20 protein-coding genes are annotated in these 20,646 nt (G+C 66.5%); 9 read left to right on the forward strand and 11 right to left on the reverse strand.

Annotation, left to right across the window (positions count from 1 at the left end):
- Nucleotides 1–24: 24 nt before the first annotated feature.
- Complete coding sequence (locus QW845_RS30430; protein WP_315805198.1) at nucleotides 25–411, forward strand: hypothetical protein; 387 nt, start codon at nucleotides 25–27, stop codon at nucleotides 409–411.
- Between the two features lie 73 nt (nucleotides 412–484).
- Here QW845_RS30430 and QW845_RS30435 read toward each other — a convergent pair whose 3' ends face one another.
- Nucleotides 485–1,207, reverse strand: a complete 723-nt coding sequence (locus QW845_RS30435; RefSeq protein WP_315805199.1) for a hypothetical protein — start codon at nucleotides 1,205–1,207, stop codon at nucleotides 485–487.
- A 201-nt stretch (nucleotides 1,208–1,408) separates the two neighbouring features.
- Here QW845_RS30435 and mbfA point away from each other — a divergent pair, with 201 nt between their 5' ends.
- From mbfA to QW845_RS30450, 3 genes are all read left to right on the forward strand, one after another.
- Nucleotides 1,409–2,380 carry an iron exporter MbfA gene (mbfA, locus tag QW845_RS30440; RefSeq protein WP_315805200.1) on the forward strand — a complete coding sequence of 324 codons (972 nt, stop codon included), beginning with the start codon at nucleotides 1,409–1,411 and terminating at the stop codon, nucleotides 2,378–2,380.
- Nucleotides 2,381–2,457: 77 nt separating this feature from the next.
- On the forward strand, nucleotides 2,458–2,988 hold the full coding sequence (locus QW845_RS30445; protein ID WP_315805201.1) for a cytochrome b: 531 nt from the start codon (nucleotides 2,458–2,460) through the stop codon (nucleotides 2,986–2,988).
- Between the two features lie 82 nt (nucleotides 2,989–3,070).
- Entirely contained in the window at nucleotides 3,071–4,540 is a 1,470-nt protein-coding gene (locus tag QW845_RS30450) for an amidase (protein ID WP_315805202.1), read from the forward strand.
- 183 nt (nucleotides 4,541–4,723) lie between these two features.
- Here QW845_RS30450 and QW845_RS30455 read toward each other — a convergent pair whose 3' ends face one another.
- The gene (locus QW845_RS30455; protein WP_315805203.1) at nucleotides 4,724–5,812 is read right to left on the reverse strand and encodes a Zn-dependent alcohol dehydrogenase; all 1,089 of its coding nucleotides are present in this window, start codon (nucleotides 5,810–5,812) and stop codon (nucleotides 4,724–4,726) included.
- 220 nt (nucleotides 5,813–6,032) lie between these two features.
- A complete protein-coding gene (locus QW845_RS30460) occupies nucleotides 6,033–7,817 on the reverse strand; it encodes an acyl-CoA dehydrogenase family protein (protein ID WP_315805204.1) in 1,785 nt (594 codons plus the stop codon).
- Between the two features lie 110 nt (nucleotides 7,818–7,927).
- On the opposite strand from QW845_RS30460, the gene QW845_RS30465 reads away from it, so the two are divergent.
- Together QW845_RS30465 and QW845_RS30470 are read left to right on the forward strand one after the other, a co-directional pair.
- On the forward strand, nucleotides 7,928–8,947 hold the full coding sequence (locus tag QW845_RS30465) for a glutathione S-transferase family protein (protein ID WP_315805205.1): 1,020 nt from the start codon (nucleotides 7,928–7,930) through the stop codon (nucleotides 8,945–8,947).
- Between the two features lie 95 nt (nucleotides 8,948–9,042).
- A complete protein-coding gene (locus QW845_RS30470; protein WP_315805206.1) occupies nucleotides 9,043–9,744 on the forward strand; it encodes an SDR family NAD(P)-dependent oxidoreductase in 702 nt (233 codons plus the stop codon).
- A 260-nt stretch (nucleotides 9,745–10,004) separates the two neighbouring features.
- On the opposite strand, the gene QW845_RS30475 is transcribed toward QW845_RS30470, so the two are convergent.
- Nucleotides 10,005–10,625 (reverse strand): GNAT family N-acetyltransferase, encoded by a 621-nt coding sequence (locus QW845_RS30475; RefSeq protein WP_315805207.1) that lies wholly within the window; start codon nucleotides 10,623–10,625, stop codon nucleotides 10,005–10,007.
- A 77-nt stretch (nucleotides 10,626–10,702) separates the two neighbouring features.
- Nucleotides 10,703–10,906: a DUF1127 domain-containing protein gene (locus QW845_RS30480; protein WP_315805208.1), complete on the reverse strand. Its 204-nt coding sequence runs from the start codon at nucleotides 10,904–10,906 to the stop codon at nucleotides 10,703–10,705.
- Between the two features lie 113 nt (nucleotides 10,907–11,019).
- Between QW845_RS30480 and QW845_RS30485 the strand changes: the two genes are divergently transcribed.
- The 3 genes from QW845_RS30485 (at nucleotide 11,020) to QW845_RS30495 (ending at nucleotide 13,941) form a co-directional block, all read left to right on the forward strand.
- The gene (locus QW845_RS30485; RefSeq protein ID WP_315805209.1) at nucleotides 11,020–11,940 is read left to right on the forward strand and encodes a transcriptional regulator GcvA; all 921 of its coding nucleotides are present in this window, start codon (nucleotides 11,020–11,022) and stop codon (nucleotides 11,938–11,940) included.
- Nucleotides 11,941–12,060: 120 nt separating this feature from the next.
- Nucleotides 12,061–13,371, forward strand: a complete 1,311-nt coding sequence (locus QW845_RS30490; RefSeq protein ID WP_315805210.1) for an MFS transporter — start codon at nucleotides 12,061–12,063, stop codon at nucleotides 13,369–13,371.
- An 87-nt stretch (nucleotides 13,372–13,458) separates the two neighbouring features.
- On the forward strand, nucleotides 13,459–13,941 hold the full coding sequence (locus tag QW845_RS30495; RefSeq protein WP_315805211.1) for a CinA family protein: 483 nt from the start codon (nucleotides 13,459–13,461) through the stop codon (nucleotides 13,939–13,941).
- Nucleotides 13,942–14,152: 211 nt separating this feature from the next.
- Here QW845_RS30495 and QW845_RS30500 read toward each other — a convergent pair whose 3' ends face one another.
- The 6 genes from QW845_RS30500 to QW845_RS30525 all read right to left on the reverse strand — a co-directional run bounded on the left by QW845_RS30500 (nucleotide 14,153) and on the right by QW845_RS30525 (nucleotide 20,644).
- Nucleotides 14,153–15,493 (reverse strand): HlyD family type I secretion periplasmic adaptor subunit, encoded by a 1,341-nt coding sequence (locus QW845_RS30500; protein WP_315805212.1) that lies wholly within the window; start codon nucleotides 15,491–15,493, stop codon nucleotides 14,153–14,155.
- Nucleotides 15,490–17,232 carry a type I secretion system permease/ATPase gene (locus QW845_RS30505; RefSeq protein WP_315805213.1) on the reverse strand — a complete coding sequence of 581 codons (1,743 nt, stop codon included), beginning with the start codon at nucleotides 17,230–17,232 and terminating at the stop codon, nucleotides 15,490–15,492. The genes QW845_RS30500 and QW845_RS30505 overlap by 4 nt, the downstream gene beginning before the upstream one ends.
- 194 nt (nucleotides 17,233–17,426) lie before the next feature.
- Nucleotides 17,427–17,696 (reverse strand): GlsB/YeaQ/YmgE family stress response membrane protein, encoded by a 270-nt coding sequence (locus QW845_RS30510; protein ID WP_315805214.1) that lies wholly within the window; start codon nucleotides 17,694–17,696, stop codon nucleotides 17,427–17,429.
- A gap of 122 nt (nucleotides 17,697–17,818) precedes the next feature.
- Nucleotides 17,819–18,802, reverse strand: coding sequence for an ABC transporter ATP-binding protein (locus QW845_RS30515; RefSeq protein WP_315805215.1), 984 nt, complete (start codon nucleotides 18,800–18,802; stop codon nucleotides 17,819–17,821).
- A gap of 235 nt (nucleotides 18,803–19,037) precedes the next feature.
- The gene (locus QW845_RS30520) at nucleotides 19,038–20,450 is read right to left on the reverse strand and encodes an amidase (protein WP_315805216.1); all 1,413 of its coding nucleotides are present in this window, start codon (nucleotides 20,448–20,450) and stop codon (nucleotides 19,038–19,040) included.
- Nucleotides 20,447–20,644, reverse strand: coding sequence for a hypothetical protein (locus tag QW845_RS30525; RefSeq protein ID WP_315805217.1), 198 nt, complete (start codon nucleotides 20,642–20,644; stop codon nucleotides 20,447–20,449). The genes QW845_RS30520 and QW845_RS30525 overlap by 4 nt, the downstream gene beginning before the upstream one ends.
- Nucleotides 20,645–20,646: the final 2 nt, after the last annotated feature.

A 20,646-nucleotide genomic window follows, 5' to 3' on the forward strand; every position in this document is an offset into this window, starting at 1 on the left:
GCAATGCGCATCAGGAGATGATTTATGGATAAGAAGATCGCAGGCTTGTTGGGCGCCGTCGCCGCTGTCGGCGCGCTCGGCACGGTGCAGGCGTCGGCGGCTCCGGCCCCGACCGATGTCCTGAAGGCCAATTCCTACGCCGACCTGCTCGAGCCGATCCCCGATGCCGCCAGGGTGCTGCAGGCGCTCGACGAGCAGGGACCGCCGGCGGCCGAGCCGAAGGTGGAGCTCGCGCAGTGGTACCATCACCACCATCATCATCACCATCACCACCATGGTTACTGGCGCGGCTATGGCTACGGCCCCGGCTATGGGTACGGCTACGGCCCCCGGGTCTATGTGGTGCCGCGCCGGTACTACCATCACCACCACCATCATCACCATCACCACTGGTACTACGATCGCTATTGATCGTTGAGAGGTGACAGCTCGGGGGGCGCCGACCGTGAGGTCGGCGCTCTTTCGTTTGAGGACGACGGAAGGGTCAGGCCTTGCGCGCCTTGTCCTTTGCCGCGCGATGCAGATGGCGATAAGTGCCGTCGAACACGGTGTCGGTGCTCGACACCCATTCGGTCTCCTTGGCGAGCACGGGCCGGCTGGCGTGGATGCGGCGTGACTGCAGCTCGCGCTCGGCTGCCTCGTCCGGGCTCATCGGCTCCACCGTGAAGTTCGCCTCCTCCGGAATCACGATCACCTGCGCGAACGGCTCGCCCGGACGGAAGATATGCGTCCGCCCTTCCGCAGGCGCCTTGAAGACGCAGAAGAACAGCATGGGCCAGAAATTGCGCACCAGCGCCGGCACCGCGATCGGGCAGGTATCGCTGCGATCGGTGTAAAAGCGCGGATGCGGCTCGGTCCGGATCGCGAAGCCCTTGGGCACCTTGAGATCGAGCAGGATCTGGTAGGTGTAGAAGGCATCGCCGAAATTGCGGAATGGCGGCCATTGCAAGCTCGGGCTCGGCGGCTCGCCCCAGTCGCCGGACAGTTCGAGCTTGCCGTCGCGCGTGGTGACCTGCAGCTCGAAGTCGTAGGGATAAAACAGCTCGATGCCATATTGCGCACCTTCCGAGAATGGTACGCAATGCCAGACCTGCTCATGCGAGCCATTCGCGCGTGGTTGGCGTTCGCCTGCCCAGCCCGGAATATCCATCCGGGTGCGGCGCGGCGCCAATCCAGGATCGTTGAGCCGGTATTTGACGCTGTCCATTGGAACTCCTTAGGTGGCTGAGCGGAACGCGAACGACGGACTATCCTCGCAGTTCCATGACTGGAGCTTGAATGCGGGGTCACGAAAGCGTTCGCGACCACTCGGCGGCCGGAGTTTGACCGCGATGCGGCAAGTCCATATAGACTTTAGAAACGTTCTAAACAGCCGAATGTTGAGAGCGAGAGATCCGGGGACCTTGGAATGAAGAACTTCGCCGACCTCACCGAGCGCGAGATCCTGGCAATCGCGATCTCGGCCGAAGAGGAAGACGGCCGCATCTATATGAGCTTCGCGGAGGATCTGGCGGAACGTTATCCGGATTCGGCCAAGCTGTTCGAGCAGATGGCCGAGGAGGAGAAGGGCCACCGCCACATGCTGCTCGAGCTCTATGAGGAGCGCTTCGGCAAGAACCTGCCGCCGATCCGGCGCGAGAACGTCAAGGGCTTCCTGCAGCGCCGGCCGATCTGGCTGACCAAGAACCTGTCGCTCGACGCCATCCGCCGCGAGGTCGGCACGATGGAGTTCGAGGCCGAGCGCTTCTACGCCAAGGCCGCCGAGCAGGCCAAGGATGTCGGCGTGCGCCGGCTGCTCGGCGATCTCGCCGAGGCCGAGAAGGGCCACGAGAAGGTTGCGGCGAAACTGACCGACAAGATCCTCAGTCCGGACGTCCGGCACAAGGAGGATGAGACGCGGCGGCGCGTGTTCGTGCTGCAATATGTCCAGCCCGGTCTCGCCGGCCTGATGGACGGCTCGGTGTCGACCTTGGCGCCGCTGTTCGCCGCCGCCTTCGCCACGCATCAGAACTTCCAGACCTTCCTGGTCGGCCTTGCCGCCTCGATCGGCGCCGGCATCAGCATGGGCTTTGCCGAGGCGCTGTCCGACGACGGCTCACTGACGGGACGCGGCTCGCCGTGGCTGCGCGGCGCCGTCTGCGGCGCGATGACGACGCTCGGCGGACTGGGGCACACGATGCCCTATCTCGTCCCGGACTCCTGGACCAACGCGTTCTGGATCGCGACCGCGATCGCGAGCCTCGTGGTGTTCTTCGAGCTGTGGGCGATCGCCTATATCCGCGCGCGCTACATGGACACGCCGTTCCTGCAGGCGGTGTTCCAGATCGTGCTCGGCGGCATCATCGTGCTCGGCGTCGGAATTCTCATAGGAGCGGCCTAGCCTCCGCACCCCGGCGTCTTGCAAAACGTCCAGCCGCGAGGCTGATGGCGCCGGACCGATCACAACGGAAAATCGTCATGACGCCACGCTTGCATTACGGCACGCCCGCGAAGATCCTGCACTGGCTGGTGGTGGCGCTGCTCGCCATCCAGTATCCGATCGGCTGGCTGATGCCGGACCTGCATGCCAACACGCCCCCCGGCGCGCCGATGATCCTGCACATTTCGTTCGGCCTCACCATTCTGGCATTGATCGCCGTGCGCTTCGTCTGGCGGCTCACCCATCCGGTCGCGCCGGAGAGTTCGCTGCCGCCCTGGCAGCGGCTGAGCTCGGAGGTCGTGCACTGGATGCTCTATGTGATGGTGATGGCGAGCACCATCACCGGCTGGCTGTTCGCCTCCTTCCGCGGCTGGAGCGTGTCGTTCTTCTACCTGCTTCCGTTGCCGATGCTGGCGGCGCGCAACCCGGCCGGTAACCGCGCCATCGACGGGCTGCACCAGGCATCCGAATGGCTGCTGCTGATCCTGATCGTCGCTCACGTCGCCGCCGCAATCGCGCACGTCTTCATCTATCGCGACCGCGTCATGCAGCGGATGCTGCCGGGCTAGAGGATAGTCCGCAATTTTGGTCAAGTGATCGCCATCCGCATCGGTTAGACTCCCGGCAAACATCGCACCGGGAGGATCGACATTGGCCGCACCGCAATGGACGTTCGCAACCGCCGTCGACACGGCGAAGGCATTGGCAGACCGTCAGATCTCGTCGGTGGAGCTGACCAGGCTCGCCATCGATCGCATCGAACGTCATGACTCCGAGATCAACGCCGTCTGCGTGCGCGATTTCGAGCGCGCGCTCGCTGCCGCTGACGTCGCCGACGCGGCGCTGGCGCGCGGCGAACGGCGGCCTTTGCTCGGCCTTCCGCTCACGGTGAAGGAATCCTACAACGTCGCCGGCCTGCCGACGACCTGGGGTTTTCCGCAGCACAGGGATTTCATCGCGGCCGAGGATGCGCTGACGGTGACGCGCGTGAAGGATGCCGGCGGCATCGTGCTCGGCAAGACCAACGTGCCGCTCGGGCTCGGCGACTGGCAGAGCTACAACGACATCTACGGCATCACCAACAATCCCTACGATCTCGGCCGCACGCCAGGCGGTTCGTCAGGCGGATCGGCCGCGGCCCTGGCCGCCGGCTACGGCTCGCTGTCGCTCGGGTCCGATATCGGCGGCTCGCTGCGGGTCCCCGCGTTTCACTGCGGCGTCACCGCGCACAAGCCGAGCTACGGCCTGGTGGCCTCGCGCGGCCACACGCCGCCGCCATTTCAGCCGCTGCCCGGCGAGGCCGACCTCGCCGTCGTCGGCCCGATGGCCCGTTCGGCCGCCGATCTGTCGCTGCTGCTCGATGTGATCGCAGGCCCCGACCCGCTCGAGGCCGGCAAGGCGTATCGCCTCGACCTGCCGCCGGCGCGTCACGGTCGCCCGCAGGATTTCCGCGTGCTGGTGGTCGCGAGCGATCCGCTGCTGCCGACCGACAGCGCCGTGCGCGGCGCGATCGAGCGGCTGACGGCCGACCTGGCACGGGCCGGCGTCAACGTCGCGACAGAGAGCCCGCTGCTGCCGGACTTCGCCGCATCGAGCCGGCTCTACATGCGCCTGCTGCTCGGCTTCATCGGCGCCACCATGCCGGCGGAGGTCCACGCCGGCGCCAGCCAGGCGGCCGCGCAATTGCCGAAGGAGGCGGCGAGCCTCGCGGCCGAGCGACTGCGCGGCATCGCGCTCAGCCATCGCGACTGGGTTCAGGCCGGCGGGGCGCGGGCGCGGCTGCGCGCGCAATGGCGAACGCTGTTCGAGCAGTTCGACGCCGTGATCTGCCCGATCATGCCGACTCCGGCCTATCCGCACGATCATTCGCCCGACCAGGAGCAGCGCCGCATCAGCATCGACGGCGTCGAGCATTGCTACGCCGATCAGCTCGCTTGGCCGGGCATCGCCACCTTGCCCGGACTGCCGGCGACCGCGATCCCGCTCGGCCTCGCCAACGGCTTGCCGGTGGGCGTGCAGATCGTCGGCCCATTCCTCGAAGACCGCACGCCGCTCAAGCTCGCCGACCTGATCGAGCGCGAGTTCGGCGGCTTCGTTCCGCCGCCACGGTTCGCGAATTAGTTAGTGCTTCGACTTCTTCAACAACGCCTCACCAAATTCCGCCGTCCTACATCGTCATGGCCGGGCTTGACCCGGCCATCCATCTTCCAGAGGCTGGATGCCCCGGTCAAGCCCGGGCATGACGGGTAACGAATAGGCAGACCCGCCAAACCCCATCAACTTCCTCACACTCGACCGTGCCCCTCATGCATCGAACATGATCACGCTGCGCAGCGTCTTGCCGGCTTTCATGTTGGCGAAGCCCTCGTTGATCTCCGACAGCTTCAGCTTGGCGGAGATCCAGTCTTCCAGGTGCAGCTTGCCGCGCAGATAGAACTCGACGAGGCGGGGCATATCGACGCGGAAGTGGTTGGAGCCCATCGAAGAGCCTTGGATGCGGCGCTCGCGCAGGAAGTCGAAGCCGTGCAGCTCGATCTTCTGCCCGAACGGGATCATGCCGACGATGGTCGCGGTGCCCCCCGGCGCCAGCATCGCGAAGGCCTGCTCGGCGGTCTCCTTGCGCCCGAGCACCTCGAAGGCGTGGTGCACGCCACCCTTGGTGAGCTCGCGCACCTGGGCCACGACGTCACCCTCAGTGGGATTGATGATGTCGGTCGCGCCCAGTTTCGTCGCGAGCTGCAGCTTGGCCGGATTGGTGTCGATGGCGATGATGCGACCGGCACCCGCGATCTCGGCGCCGTTGATCGCAGCCATGCCGACGCCGCCGCAGCCGATCACGGCCACCGTCTCGCCGGCCTGCACCCGCGCCGTGTTGACGACGGCGCCATAGCCGGTGATGACGCCGCAGCCGATCAGCGCGGCGAGCTCGAGCGGCATATCGTTGCGGATCTTCACGATCGCATTCTCGTGCACCAGCATCTGTTCGGCAAAGGACGACAGGTTGAGGAACTGATGCAGCTTCTCAGCTCTCGCCCATGACAGCCGGTTGGAGGCGCCTGGCGGCATCTTCACCGTGGTGTCGGTGCACAGCACCGGACGGCCCGTCGTGCAGTTGTCGCAGGTGCCGCAGAACACCGAGAGGCAGGTGACGACATGATCACCCGGCTTCACATAGGTGACATCGGCGCCGACCTGCTCGACGATCCCAGCGGATTCATGGCCCAGCACCGCGGGCAGCGGATGCGGATACAGGCCCTCGATGAAATGCAGATCGGAATGGCAGAGCCCCGCCACCGCCGTGCGGATCAGCACTTCCCGCGGCCCCGGCTTGGGCACGCTGACGTCCTCGATGACGAGCGGCTTGTTGGCCTCCATCAGCACGGCGGCTTTCATTGGCGTTCTCCCTGTTTCGTTTATTGTGAGTTGTTATCCGGCTATTTCGACGTAGCCGCTGCGCTCCCTCTCCCCGTTCTTCACGGGGAGAGGGTTGGGGTGAGGGGCAGCCGCACGGGTGGTGCAAATGATTGGACCTGTACCCCCAGCCTGTTCGCTCATCACTCGCACAAAGCAGAAGCCATGAGCTCGCGATCCATCTTCGTGACATTCCACAAGACTACGCCGCCGAAATCAGTTCGCCAACCTCGTCCATGCCTGCGACGCGATCGCCGAGCAGCAACGTCGCCATCGCGTCGTCCGTTTCGTTTTCCGCGAGCCGGAACGGATCGGACGGCGTCAGACGATGATCGACGACGAGCTTCGCCAATAGCAACCGCCGTGCGTCGCCGCGCATCGCGTGGATGCGCGCGCTTTCCCAGGTCAGCGAGACCGCGCTGGCCGTGTGATACAGCAGGCTGGTGGCGCGGCGCGCTTCCGACTCCTTGTCGGCGCGTCCCGCGATCTCGCGCGCAAAGCCCACGGCCCGATCCACGAGTCGATGCAGCTGATCGCGCCAGGCCTGCGGCACGGCGGCACTGTCGTCGAGCCGCGCATGCAGGTCGGCGGCCAGCGCGGCCTCCGCACCGTGCCGGCCCACGGCGCGCTTCAACGCATCGAGCGCGACGATGTTGCCGGTGCCCTCCCAGATCGAGCCGAGATGGGCGTCGCGCAGCAGCCGCGCGGTGACGAACTCCTCGACATAGCCGATCCCGCCGCGCATCTCCAACGCATCGCCGCAGACCTTGCGCGCGTCGCGCGTGGCACGGAATTTCAATGTCGGCGTCAGAATGCGCAGCATCGCCGCGGCATCCTGGCTGCCGGCCTCGGCACGGTCGAGCGCGTCGGCGGTAAGGAAGCTCAGCGACAGCGCCTGCTCGGTCGCGAGCAGGATCTTCAGCAGTTGTCGCCGCCCGAGCGGCAGGTCGACGATGCGTTTTCCGAACACCACGCGGTTGCGCGCGACCGTGATCGCGTCGTGCCAGGCCCGCCGCATCAGCGCCGTCGACTTGACGCCGTTGGAGAGACGCGACGAGTTGACCATCTCGGCCATCTGCACGAAGCCGCGATCGAGCCTCCCGACCGCATAGGCGACGGCGCCCTCCAGCTTGATCTCGCCCGAGGCCATCGAGCGCGTTCCGAGCTTGTCCTTCAGGCGCACGATCCGATAGTGGTTCTGACTGCCGTCATCGAGGAAGCGCGGCATCAGGAACAGGCCGACGCCGCGCGTTCCCGCTTCGGCACCTTGTGGCCGCGCCAGCAGCATCACCACTTTCGCGTCGGCATTGGAGCAGAACCATTTCTCGCCATGCAGGCGCCAATGGTCGCCCTCCGGCACGGCGACCGTCGTCAACGTGCCGACATCGGAGCCGCCTTCCTTCTCGGTCATGAACTGGCCACCCTGGGTCAGCTTTCTCATGTCGGTCTGGGTCAGGCCATCGAGGTACTTGGCCTTGAGCCCGTCGCTGCCGAAGCTCGCCAGCAGCTTGGCGCAGCCGTCGGTGACGTTGATCGGACAGCCCAGACCGAACTCCGCCTGGTTGAACAGGAAGGTGAAGGCGTGCTTGGCCGTGACCGGATATCTGGTCGGCCAGCCGAGAATGCCCTTGCGGATCGACATCGCGTGGATGCCGAACTCGCCAAAGGCGGCGCGCTCGAGCTCGCGATAGGCCGGATGGTACTCGACCCACTGCACGTCGCGGCCGAAGCGGTCGCGCTGGTGCAGCACAGGGCCATGGCGGTCAGCCAGGCGGGCGCATTCGTCGAGATAGGAGCCGGCGAGCTCGCCGAGGCGGTCGAGATGCGGCACGAGGTGCCGAAACAGCGCCTCGGGCAGATGGATGCGCAAGAGATCGGCGAGCGCGGGGTCGGCGCGATAGAAGTTCAGCCCGGTGGTATCGGGCGCCAGCAGCTCCGGCCTCGCGCCGCCGGTCATCACGTCATCGCGCTTCAGGAACTGATGCATGATCGTTAAGCCCTCGTTCGTTTCCGCAAGTCTCTGATGGACTCTTCGACAGGTTGCGCCTGATCGGATACACAACAGGCAGCGGCGTGCGCCGAACCGGGAGCAGATCCATGACCAATCAGCCGACGGAGGTTTATCGCATCTTCGGGGCGGAGATGTCGCCCTATTCGGTCAAGGTGCGATCGTATCTGCGTTACAAGGGCATTCCGCATCACTGGATATTGCGCAACGCGGAAAGCGAGACCGAGTTCGCGCGGCACGCCAAGATGCCGATCATTCCGCTGGTGGTCGCTCCCGACGAGGTGCCGATGCAGGATTCGACGCCGATCATCGATGCGCTCGAGCTCGACTTTCCGCAGCCGACGATTCATCCAGGCGACGCGCTGACGAGCTTCATCTCGGCCCTGATCGAGGAGTTCGGCGACGAGTGGGGCAACAAGTGGATGTTCCACTATCGCTGGGCCCGCGATCTCGACCAGCGCGCCTCAGCCGGGCGCATCGCCCGCATCCGCGCCCCCAAGGCGGACGAGATCGAGGTCGGCGAACTGGCCGAGAAGATCCGCGCGCGCATGGTCGAGCGGCTGTGGTACGTCGGCTCGAACGAGATCAACGCGCCGCAGATTGAGCAGGGGTTTGCCGAAATGCTCGACCTGCTCGAACGGCATCTCTCGGTCAGGCCGTATCTGTTCGGCCGGCGTCCGGCCTATGGCGATTTCGGACTGTGGGCCCAGTTCTACGAGCTGTGGACCGATCCGACCGCAGGCGCTTTGATCGAGGGCCGCGCGCCGCACGTGCTGGCCTGGATCCACCGCATGCTGTGGCCGCGCGCCGAAGGCGAGTTCGAGCTGTGGCCGGAACTGTCGCTGACCCTGATGCCGATCCTGACCCGCCAGGTCGGCGCGCTGTTCATGCCGTGGACGCTCGCCAATGAACAGGCGCTGGCCGAGAGACGCGATGCCTTTCGCGTCCAGTTCGGCGACTTCACGTGGATGCAGAAGCCGCAGAAATATCACGCGCGCTCGCTGGCGATGCTCCGCGGCAAATATGCCTTCCTGCACGATCGCAGCCGGCTCGATGTCGTGCTGGAGGAGATCGGCTGCCTCGCCGGATTGCAGCCGCGTCCCACCTGAGGACGCGCAGCAAAAATGTGGGGACGAGCCGTAGGAAGTCGGCCGCCGGTGCACTAGCTTGATGTCTGCGGACGCTCTGGCTCAAGGACATGCCCATGGACATCCCTGCCTACAAGATCGCCCTCATCGTCGGTGCCGGCGAAGGGCTCTCGGCCTCGCTGGCGCGGCTGTTCGCGCGCGAGAAGATCCGCGTGGCGCTGGCCGCCCGCAAGATCGAGAAGCTCGGAGCGCTCTGCAACGAAACCGGCGCCCGCGCCTACCCCTGCGATGCGACCAATCCGGAGGAGGTCGAGCGGCTGTTCGGCATCGTCGAGCGCGAGATCGGCGCGCCCGATCTCGTGGTCTACAACGCCAGCGCGCGGGCGCGCGGAGCGCTCACCGATCTCGTGCCGGCCGACGTGCAGCAGTCGATTGCCATCAGCGCCTTCGGCGGCTTCCTGGTGGCGCAGCAGGCGGCACAGCGCATGCTGCCGAACAAGCACGGCGCCATCCTGTTCACCGGCGCCTCCGCCAGCGTGAAGGGCTACGCCCAGTCGGCGCCGTTCGCGATGGGCAAGTTCGCGCTGCGCGGCCTAGCCCAGAGCATGGCGCGCGAATTGTCGCCGCAGGGCATCCACGTCGCGCATTTCGTCATCGACGGCGCGATCAGGAGCGCGGAACGCCAGGAGCCGGCGGAGCGACCGAATTCGATGCTCGATCCGGATGCCATCGCCGCGAGTTATTGGAGCGTGCTGCAGCAGCCGCGCAGCGCCTGGAGCTGGGAGATGGAGCTGCGGCCATGGGTCGAGACGTTTTGAGAGCTGATGTCGCTCGGAGCTGTAGCTGTTTCGAGCACCGCTCTCTCACCTCGTCATTGCGAGCGAAGCGAAGCAATCCAGGGCCGAGCAAGGACTCTGGATTGCTTCGCTTCGCTCGCAATGACGTGGATAGGTCGGCGCCTCACAACGACTGTCATCGCCCGGCTGGATCGAGCGATTTAGCAATCGCAACTGATAGCCGATGACACTGTAACGCCGCGGCGTACGGGATGCCCCGCCTTCGCGGGACATGACGACCGCTATTTGTTGTCGAACATCACGGCTTGCAGCCCGCGACTGATAAGTTGAAAATCTGCACTCGGTGAATCCGCCACCACGCCGCTCAGCCCCTTCTCGAACCTCACCAGCGTCCAGTCATCCGCATGCGGCTGGATCGTGAAACCGGCCTTGCGGGCGAGCGCGATCATCACGTCGTTGGTACGCAGCGCGTCGCCTGACAGCGTGGCGCCGCCGAGCGCGCGGGCGCGCCGCTCGAGATTTGCGATCAGGGCCGGGCCGATGCCGTGGCCGTGCCAGCGGTCGAGCACCGAGAGGCCGAACTCGACGCGACCAGTGGCGCGGTCCAGCGCATAGCGCGCCTCGGCCACGATGCCTTCGACGCCGTCATGGTCCATCGTCGCGATCAGGCTGTACCGGTCGTTGCGGCCGAGCGCGACGAAATCCTCGAGCACCGCCTTTGGCAGCTCGTTGAGCGCGCCGAGGAAACGCTTGTGGCGCGAGCGTTGGCTCAAGGACCGGACATAGCTCTGCAGCGCCTCGGCGTCGTCAGGTGTGACGAAGCGCAGGCGCACCTCCTCACCGCGCCGCGTGTGAATGGTGTTGGAGCCGGCAGCGAGATCGGCAATGGCGGGCGTCGGCATGCGCGGCTCCAACGGGGAAGCTTGCCGGCGCCCTCCTTTGCGGAGCGGCGCCGGCGCGGCGGGATGAGTGAGGGGGATCAACCCCGCCAGAAAGGCTTATCGATCTCGGCGGCGATATCGCTGCGGGACAGGCCGAGATCGTGCAGGTCGCGCTCCGACCACTGCGCGAGCTCGTGCCGGGTCCGGTAGCGGAAGCGCCAGGCCGCAAGCAGCTCCACGACGCCGGACCAGAACCCCGGGCCATGATGTTTCGTCATTGACGAGGAGACGTAGACGGACATGAAAGCCTCCTGAAAATTCCTTCAGGCTGCAATATCGAGCGCTTGCGCTTCATCCACAAACGACATTTACTACCGTTTCGGATGAAATAACATCATGAACCGGGAGGCCGCGAATGGCCCGGCTACCGTCGCTGAATGGATTGCGGGCGTTCGAGGCTGCGGCGCGGCATCTGAGCTTCACCCGCGCGGCCTCCGAGCTGAACGTGACGCAGACCGCCATCAGCCATCAGATCAAGCGCTTGGAAGACGAGCTCGGCATCCGCCTGTTCGTCCGCCAGAACCGCAGTCTCGCGCTGACGCCACAGGCCCGCGACTATCTTCCGCTCGTGCGCGCCGCATTCGACGATCTCCGGCTGGCAACGGAACGGCTGGTTCGCAAGGACAACGCCAAGGTGCTGACGGTCTCGACCATCGCCTCGCTGGCGGCGAAATGGCTACTGCCGCGGCTGACGGCCTTTCAGGAGGCCCATCCCGGCATCGACGTGCGCATCACGACCTCGACCGGCCTGGTCGATTTTCGCAAGGACGACGTCGACGCCGCGATCCGCTATGGCCGCGGCCACTGGCCGGGCGTGCGGGCGGAATGGCTGATGGCCGACGAGCTGTTTCCGGTCTGCAGTCCGGCGCTGCTGCAGGGCGACAAGCCGCTGCGCTGTCCGGAGGACCTCGCGCATCACACGCTGCTGCAGGCCAGCGGAGGTTATGACGACGATTGGCGGCTCTGGCTGACCGCGGCGGGTCTGCCGGTCGAGATGTCGAGGCAGGGCCGGCTGAGCTTCGACCTGTCGCTGATGACCGTCCAGGCCGCGATCGACGGGCTCGGCGTTGCGATCGGGCGGACGGCCTACGTCCAGGACGACATCGCCAAGGGCCGGCTGGTGGTGCCGTTCAAGATGACCCTGCCGAGCGATGCCGGCTTCTATCTGGTGACGCCGGAGGGCCGGACCGATCCGCCGAAGCTGAAGGCGTTCCGGCAATGGCTGAAGGGTGCAGTGCAGCAGAAGTCGGCCGCGGCCAATTCTGTTCAGGCCTAGGGCTCCTAAGGCGCAAAACTATTGGCCGCCAGGGCCTGGCGTGGCAGATTGTCGCACCTTTCCCCTCGGCCGGCGTAGGAATCCTCCGCACGAGCCTCTCGACGGTAGGAGTCTCCCCGCGTGTCCTCAACGTCAATCCCGCAGCCGGCCACGATCCATTCGCGCATCGGCGCGATCCTGCGCGCCACCAGCGGCAATTTCCTCGAGCAGTTCGACTTCTTCCTGTTCGGCTTCTACGCGCCGATCATCGCCAAGGCGTTCTTCCCATCGGAGAACGAGACTGCATCGCTGCTCAATGCCTATGGCGTGTTCTGGCTCGGCGCCCTGATGCGACCGGTCGGCGCTATCGTGCTCGGCGCCTATGTCGACAAGATCGGCCGACGCCAGGGCCTGATCGTGACGCTCGGCATCATGGCGATCGGCACGATCGTCATCGCATTCTGCCCGACCTATGCGACGATCGGCATCGCGGCCCCGATCATCGTGCTGCTCGGCCGGCTGTTGCAGGGCTTCTCGGCCGGTGTCGAGCTCGGCGGCGTGTCGGTCTATCTGTCCGAGATCTCCACGCCCGGCAATCGCGGCCTCTACACCTCGTTCCAGTCGTCCAGCCAGCAGGTCGCGATCTTCGTCGCGTCGGTTATCGGCTACGTGCTCAACCAGGCCATGCCGGCGGACATCGTGGCCGCCTGGGGCTGGCGCATTCCCTTCTTCATCGGCTGCCTGATCATTCCGCTGATCTTCTTCCTGCGCCGCACGCTGGAGGAGACGCCGGCCTTCCTCGCGATGAAGAAGCACCCGACCGCGCGCGAAGTGTTCGCCTCGGCGCTGGAGAACTGGCGCATCGTGATCCTCGGCATGATGATCGCCGTGCTGACCACGACGATGTTCTACTTCATCACCGTCTACGGTCCCGGCTTCGGCAAGCAGCTGAAGCTGTCGGCGTCGGATTCACTGCTCGTCACTTTGCTGGTCGCCGTGACCAACTTTCTCTGGAATCCGGTCGGCGGCGCGGTGTCGGATCGGATCGGACGCAAGCCGGTGCTCGTGACCATCGCGGCGCTGGCATTCCTCACCGCCTACCCGGCGTTGCACTGGCTCGCGGCGGCGCCGAGCTTCGGCAAGCTGCTCACTGTCGAAATGCTGTTCTCGTTCTATTTCGGCGTCTATAGCGGCACCATGCTGGGCTGCCTGGTCGAGATCGTGCCTGCGCATGTCCGCACCACCTGCTTCTCGATCGCCTTTGCGCTGGCCGCTGGGCTGTTCGGCACCGCGACGCCGGCAGTCTCGACCTGGCTCATCAACAAGACCGGCGACAAGGCCTCGCCCGGCTACTGGCTGATGTGCGCCGCCGTGCTCGGCATCATCGCGGCGATGACGGTCTATCGCGGCGGCCGCCAGGCGGTCGCGGCGCGCGAGCCCGTGACCGCCTGATCGGGTTGTCTGTCCACGTCGCGGGCGGCATCATCGGATGCCGCCCATTTTTTTGACGGTGCGGCGGGAGCCGGAGTGAGGTTTGCCATGGATGAACTGATTGCCATCGCCGGTCAGGTCGGCGCGCGGCTGGTCGCACGCAAGCAGACGATCGCGGTGGCGGAATCCTCCGCCGGCGGCCTGATCGCGGCGTCGCTGCTCGCGGTGCCCGGCGCCTCGGCCTATTTCCTCGGCGGCGCCGTGGTCTATACCCGCGACGCGCGTCGGGTGCTGATGGACATTCCGGACGACGCGATGAAAGGGATCCGCTCGGCGTCCGAGCCGTATGCGGAGCTGCTGGCGCGGCAGATCAGGACGCGCTTTGCCACTGATTGGGGAGTGTCGGAGACCGGCGCCGCGGGTCCTGCCGGCAATCGCTACGGTGATGCGGCGGGCCATGCGTGTTTTGCCGTGGCCGGGCCAGCGTCGGCGGTGGTGACACTGGAAAGCGGCAGCAACGACCGCTTCGCCAATATGCGTTTGTTCGCGAAGAGCGCGCTGGAGTTGTTGCTGGAGAAGCTCGGCGAATAGCCTCCGCTGTCGTCCCGGGCAAGCCCGGCGACGCGAAGCGGCGGCGGGCGCCGACCCGGGACCCATAGCGCGTGATCTGTCTTGGGGCAGGCTGCGTGTTGCGCCGGCTGCGCAAACCGACTTCCGCCTGTGGCTATGGATCCACGCATTCGCGGGGATGACACCGAAATTGGGGCGCCGCCAGTGGCCACTCAGCGACCGGCCGACGATCTCACTTCTCCCGGAACGCGCGCATCAGCTGGTCGTGCAGTGGCTTCATAAGGTAGGAGATCACGGTGCGGTCGCCGGTCTGGACGAAGGCTTCCACCGGCATGCCCGGGATCAGCTTGACGTCGCCGAGCCGTGCGATCTCCTCCGGCGGCATCGACACGCGGATGGTGTAGTAGCTCTGGCCGGTGCGCTGGTCGGTGGTGACGTCGGGCGAGACGCGGCTGACGACGCCGTTCAGCTCCGGCGTCGTGCGCTGGTTGAACGCGGACAGCCGCAGCAAGGTCTTCTGGCCGACCTGCAGCTTGTCGATGTCCTGCGGGTTGACCTTGGCCTCGACCTGGAGATCGTCGCTCTGCGGCACGATCAGCATGATGGTATCGCCGGCGGTAATGACGCCGCCGACGGTGTGGACGCTGGACTGCAGCACCATGCCGTCCTGCGGCGCGCGGATGTCGACGCGGCGGAGCTGGTCCTCGGCGGTCACCTTGCGCTCGACGAACTCGCCGATCTTGTCGGTGGTCTCGCGCAGATCCTTGGACACCTCGCTGACCATGTCCTTATCGACCTGGATGATCTGCAGCTCGGTCTCGCTGATCTTGCCCTTGGCCTGCGCCCGCGCCGCGATGAACTGCGCACGCTCGCCGTTGAGCCGGGCGGCGTCGCGCTCCAAGGTGGTCAGGCGCGACAGCTGCACCAGATGCTGCTCATAGAGCTGGCGCACGCCGTCGAGCTCCTTCTGCACCAGCGCGATCTCCTGGTCCTTGGCACTGACCTGCGCCGAGAGCCCCTCGATCTCCTCGTTCAGCTGGGTGACCCGCTCGCGCAGCTGCGCCTTCTGGCCGATGCGGCCGTTGACGCGGACCTCGAACAGCTTGGTCTCGCTCGCCGTCAGGCTCTTGACCTCGGGATCGCTCATGCGCTGCAGCAGCTGCGGCGGAAACAGGATCTTGGCCCAGCCGCGCTGCTCGGCCTCCAGCCGCGCGGCGCGGGCCTGCAGCGCATCGAGATTCTTGGTGACGATGGCGAGACTTGCCTTGGTCACGGTGTCGTCGAGCCTGACAACGATGTCGCCGGACTTGACGACGTCGCCGTCGCGCGCCCGGAGCTCGCCGACCACGCCGCCGGTCGGATGCTGCACCTTCTTGACGTTGGATTCGACCACGATCTGGCCGGGCGCGATCAGCGCGCCGGAGATCTGCTGCGTTGCCGCCCAGCCGCCGAACCCGCCGGCGACCGCGACGACGACGCCCATGCCGATCAGCAGGTGGCGGCGGATCGACTCGCGCACACTTTCCGTCTTGCGGCCGCCAGGAAGTGGACCGGCAATGACCTGACTGCTCATGGCTTCGCCACCCCGGCTTCCGAGACGATCTTGATCGGCGACGGCGCACGCGGCTGCAGCACCTGCGCCAGCACCGTCTCCTTCGGACCGAACGCCTGGGCCCGGCCGTCCTTCATCACCAGCACCTGATCGACCGCCTCGATGCCGATCGGCCGGTGCGCGACGACGACGACGATGGCGCCGCGCGCCCGCGCCGAGCGCACGGCGCGCGACAGCGCCTCGTCGCCCTCGGTGTCGAGATTGGAGTTGGGCTCGTCGAGCACGATCAGGAACGGGTTGCCATAGAGCGCACGCGCCAGCGCCACACGCTGCGCCTGCCCTGCGGAGAGCGCCGCGCCCTGCTCGCCGATCTCTGTGTCGTAGCCCTCGCGCATCTTGATGATCATGTCATGCACGCCGGCCTCCTTGGCGGCGGCGATGATGCCGTCGGCCGAGGCATTCGGGTCGAAGCGGCAGATGTTCTGCGCCACGGTGCCGGCGAACAGCTCGACGTCCTGCGGCAGATAGCCGACATGGCGGCCAAGCTCATCCGTCGACCATTGGTCGAGCGCGGCGCCGTCCAGCCGGACATGGCCGCGCACCGGACGCCAGACACCGACGAGCGCGCGGACCAGAGAGGACTTGCCCGACGCGCTCGGACCGATGATGCCGAGGCCGTTGCCGGCCGACAGCGCGAAGCTGACGTCCTGCACGATCGCTTTCTGATCCCCCGGAGCGACGATCGAGATGGCCTCGACCGAGAGCTTGCCGACCGGCGGCTGCAGCAGGGTCGGCGCCGATCGCTGCGGCATCGTCTGCAACAGATGGCTGAGACGGCGCCAGCTCTGGCGCGCCGCCACGAAGCTCTTCCAATGCGCGATCGCGAGATCGACCGGCGCCAGCGCCCGCGCGCTCAGGATCGAGCCGGCGATGATGATGCCGGCGGTCGCCTCCTGGTGGATCACGAGATAGGCGCCGACCGCGAGCACCGCCGATTGCAGCATCATGCGCAGCACCTTGGCGATGGCGCCGAGGCCGCCGGCGACATCGCTGGCGCGCTGGTTGCCGGCGAGATATTTCTCGTTGGTTTCGCTCCAGCGCGACAGCATGCGCCCGGTCATGCCCATCGCGACCAGGACCTCGGCGTTGCGGCGGCTTGCGGTGACCAGATCGTTGCGGCGCGCGGCGAGCCCCATCGCCTCCTTGGCCGGCGAGCGGGTGAGGAATTCGGTGATCAGCGTCAAGGTGACGAGGATGATGGCCCCTGCAAGCGCGGTGACGCCGAGCATGACGTGGAAGGCGAAACAGATCGCCAGATACAGCGGCAGCCACGGCAGGTCGAAGAAGGCACCCGGCCCCTGGCTGCCGAGGAAGCTCCTGATGTTGTCGAGGTCGCGCAGCGGCTGCAGGCCCTCGTTGCGGCCGCCCGCCGACAGCGGCAACCGCACCACGGTGTCGAACACCCGCGCGTTCAGGCTCTCGTCGAGCGCGGTGCCGATCCGGCCGAGAATGCGGCTGCGGATCATGTCGAGCGCGCCCTGGGCGGCGTACAGCCCGGCGGCGATGATGATGAGGCCGATCAGCGTCGGCACGGACCGGCTCGGCAGCACCCGGTCGTAGACCTCGAGCATGAAGATCGAGCCGGTGAGATACAGCAGGTTGATGATGCAGCTCATCACCCCGACGCCGATGAAGGCGCTGCGGCAACCGCGCAAGGCATCGCTGAGCTCGGATTGCCTCACGTGAGGTGCGGCCGCCATCACCACCATCTCTTCAATTGATCAAATGAGCTGCATGACCGCCGATCAAAGGCACAAACTGGCGGTAAACAAGGCGAAATATACTGATTCCCGCGGTGAGCGTCCAACGATGCTCACTTTAGCGTAAATTAGTGATGTGTTCGGGTATGTCGCATAGCCCGGTGCAAACGTTCAGCCGCGCAGGATCGCGAGCCCTAGAGCCGCCCGCCGGTCCGCACCAGCCGCACCACCAGCAGGAGAATGATGGCGCCGAGCGCGGAATAGACGATTTCTGAGACGAGGCCGGTCCCGATCCGGATTCCGAGCCGCGGGAAGATCAGGCTCGCGACCAGGGCGCCGAGCACGCCGATCACGATGTCGCCGATCAGGCCGAAACCCGTGCCGCGGACGATCTTGCCGGCCAGCCAGCCGGCGATCAGACCGACGAATAGGATGACCAAGATACCTTCGTTCGATACGTGCATGGCATGTCCTCAACCGGCGCGGCCGATCGAGGCCGCGCCACGGCATCTTAGCGAGGCGGCCGCGACGCTTCGACACGCGATGCGCAGTTCCTGGCTGGGAATGGAGCGTTTCGGGCCGACCGTTACGTCGCCGCCACACTTGCCGAAGCTTCCGCGAGGATGCAGCGCGCCAGCCGCTGCGGGCCGAGCGCGACGTTCGGCGGTGGCGCCTCCGCGCAGCGCGGCTGCGCCAGGCCGCAGCGCGGTGCGAACGAGCAGCTCCGCGGCGCCTGGTCGAGCGAGGGCGGCGTGCCCGGGATGGTCTGCAGCCGCTCGCCGCGTTTTGCGCCGTGAATGGTCGAAGCCAGCAGGCCCCGGGCATAGGGGTGCACGGGCTGGCGGACGATATCGCGCAAGCTGCCCTGCTCCACGATCTCTCCGGCATACATCACGGCAACGCGGTCGCAGATCTCGATGGCGACGCCGATGTCGTGGGTGACGAAGATGACGGACATGCCGAACTCGCGCTGCAGCTCGCGCAGCAGCAGCAGGATCTGGATCTGAACAGTGGCGTCGAGCGCGGTGGTGGGCTCGTCGGCGAGCAGCACCTTCGGCCGGCACGCCAGCGCCAGCGCGATCATCGCGCGCTGCCGCATGCCGCCGGACATCTCGTGCGGGTAGGACTCCAGCCGCCGCTTGGCCGAGGGAATGCGGACGACGTCGAGCATCTCCAGCGCCCGCGCGGAGGCTTCCACGTAGCTCTTGCCCTCGTGGCGCATCACGGTCTCGGCGATCTGCCGGCCGATCGTATAGACCGGATCGAGCGCCAGCCCCGGCTCCTGGAAGATCATCGACACCGAGCGGCCGCGAAACTGCGACAGCTCGTCATCGCTCATCGCCAGCACGTCCCGCCCCAGCACCTTGACGTGGCCTGCGATCTGGGTGCGCTTCTTCGGCAACAACCGCATCAGCGCCCGCATCGTTACGCTCTTGCCCGAGCCGGACTCGCCGAGCAGCCCGAGCACCTCGCCATCGCCGAGCGACAGGCTGACATCGTTCACCGCATGCACCGTGCGCTCGCCGGTGAAGCGGATGGTGAGATTGTCGATCTCGACGAGGTTGGTCATGGCAATCTGATCCTGACAAACTCGGTGTCGTCCCGGGCAAGCACGGCGGCGCAACGCGCCGTCGCGCGCCGACCCGGGACCCATACTCCCGATCCACAATTGCGGCACCATCGCCACTCCGAGCCATCGCAAAACGACGGCCGGTGGCTATGGATCCCGGCTCTGCGCCTGCCGTCGCTGCGCGACGTCAGGCTTGGCCGGGACGACACCGAATGTGAGGAGCGAGCGCTACGCTTCATGGCAGCGTCGGCACCCTGGCGTGGAAATCCGTCGCGCGCTGGAACGCGGCGCCGATGGTCAGGATGGTGGCTTCATCGAAGGAGCGGCCGATCAATTGCATGCCGACCGGAAGTCCCGTCGACGTGAAGCCGGTCGGGATCGCCAGCGACGGCAGGCCGAGATAGTTCACCGGGCGCGTGAAGCGGGTGATGCGCTGGATCACGGCTTCCGCGCCGGGCGCGCCGCCGACATCGCTGTCGGCGATCGACGGCGTCACCAGCGGCGACACCGGCGCGATCACGGCATCGACGCCGGAGGTTGCCGCGACATGCGCCGCCAGGGCCGCACCGCGCCAGCGCAACGCTTCGAGATAGGCGACGCCGGAGACGGCCAGAGCGTTCTGCAGCCGCATCAGCACCTGCGGGCCATAGTCCTGCGGACGCTCGATCATCCAGCGCTGATGGAAGGCCGCCGCTTCGACCGCGAGCACGAGCTGGCAGGCTGCGGTGAGCTGGCGCTGATCCGGCAGCTCGACCTGAACCACATCGGCGCCCTCGGTCTTCAGCACCGCGATCGTCGCATCGAGACAGCGCGCCACCTCAGGATCGAGGTCGTCGACATAGAACGCCTTGGGCACGCCGATCCTGAGACCCTTGATCGAGGCCTGGGTGGCGGCGACATAGTCCGACACGGGCGCCGCGCTGGCGGTGGGATCCTCGGGATCGGGACCAGCCATCAGCCCGAGAATCAGCGCACAATCCTCCGCCGTCTGCGCCAGCGGCCCGACCGTGTCGAGCGATTGCGACAGCGGCATCGCACCGGCGCGGCTGACGCGGCCCCAGGTCACCTTCAGGCCGGTGACGCCGCAGAAATTCGCGGGCATGCGGATCGAGCCGCCGGTGTCGGAGCCGAGCGCCGCGAAGGTCAGGCGCGCGCCGACCGCCGAGCCGGAGCCGGACGACGAGCCGCCGGTGACGTAGCCGAGCTTCCAGGGATTGTGCACCGGACCGTAATGCGCGTTGTGCCCGGTCGGGCCGTAGGCGAATTCGGCCATCTGCAAGGTGCCGAGCCGGATCGAACCGGCATCCTTCAGCCGCTGCAGCGCGGTCGAGGTCGTCGTTGCGACGAAGTCGCGCCGGATCAGCGAGCCGCAGGTCGAGATGTGGCCGGCCTCGTAATACATGTCCTTGTGCGCGAGCGGAACGCCGTGCAGCGGCCCCTTGGGGCCGTCCTTGGCAAGCGCGGCATCGGCCTCGGCGGCGGCCTTCAGCGCCGGCTCGGACTCGATCGCCATGAAGGCGTTCAGCTTCGGCTGCCACTGCGCAATGCGATGCAGACAGGAGCGCGTCACCTCGACCGAAGAGAGCTTCCTGTCCGCGATCGCCTTCGCGACGTCCATCAGGGTCATCAAGGCAGGTTCGGTGCTCATCGGCCCACCTTCAGCGTCTGCGCCACGACGTAGCTCGCCGGCTCCAGGTCGAACGGCAGGGTGCCGGCAACGGCCGCGAAGTTGTCGAAGGCCGGTCCGATCGAGTCGGCGATCCGGGTCGCAACCTCCTTGTCGACGGGCAGGCCGGAGGCCTCCGCGATGGCTTGGACTTGCTGGGGCGTGGGTCTGGTCATTG

This window comes from Bradyrhizobium sp. SZCCHNS3002 (assembly GCF_032377435.1).
GTDB lineage: Bacteria > Pseudomonadota > Alphaproteobacteria > Rhizobiales > Xanthobacteraceae > Bradyrhizobium.